The sequence below is a fragment of the Methylobacterium frigidaeris genome, from assembly GCF_022179185.1.
Lineage (GTDB): Bacteria > Pseudomonadota > Alphaproteobacteria > Rhizobiales > Beijerinckiaceae > Methylobacterium > Methylobacterium frigidaeris.
In genome coordinates this window covers 1-678 of sequence record NZ_BPQJ01000134.1, presented here as the reverse complement: position 1 = coordinate 678, position 678 = coordinate 1, and the positions used below count along the sequence as shown (strand labels likewise).

Genomic DNA, 678 nt, shown 5'->3' with positions numbered 1-678 from the left:
GAGCGCCCGCTCGGCGGCCTACTCGCAGTCCTTCACCCGCCGCGCTGGCGAGGACAAGGCGCCCAGCGCCGTCGCTGGCGCGCCGCCCCACGGAGCAGCCCTGTGACGTCATCGCCCCGCTTCAACCTGCCCGCGCGCCTGCTTCACTGGAGCATGGCCGTGCTGATCCTCGCCATGCTGTTGATCGGAGTGGCGATGGTGACTTCGCTCGCCGACTATCACGCCCTGGTCTCCTTGCACCGGCCGCTGGGGATCCTGATCCTGGTGTTGGCGCTGCTGCGGCTCGCCAACCGGCGGCGCCATGCTCCCCCGCCGCTGCCGGCCGACCTGCCCACCTGGCAGCGGCGAGCGGCCCACGCCTCGCACGTCGCGCTCTACGCGCTGATGCTCGCGATGCCGCTCGTGGGCTGGGCGATGCTCTCGGCGGCGCGCTACCCCGTCGTGCTCGCGGGTCCGCTCGTGCTTCCACCCATCCTCCCGCAGAGCCCGATGCTCTACGCAGGACTGCGCGCTGTTCACACCGTGCTCGCCTACGCGCTGTTCGGCGTCATCCTCGTGCATCTCGCAGCGGCGCTGCTACACGCGCTCGTCCGCCAGGACGGCGTGTTCTCCAGCATGGCACCCTGGCGTCTCCGCCGCTCGGCAACGATCCTCCGGCCAGGGGCATGACCGGGGCGT

1 protein-coding gene is annotated in these 678 nt (G+C 71.7%); it reads left to right on the top strand.

The genetic code is table 11. From position 1 onward, the window contains the following. The first annotated feature begins 102 nt into the window (after nucleotides 1-102). The gene (locus MFF64_RS36570) at nucleotides 103-669 is read left to right on the top strand and encodes a cytochrome b (RefSeq protein WP_238193923.1); all 567 of its coding nucleotides are present in this window, start codon (nucleotides 103-105) and stop codon (nucleotides 667-669) included. Nucleotides 670-678 lie beyond the last annotated feature (9 nt).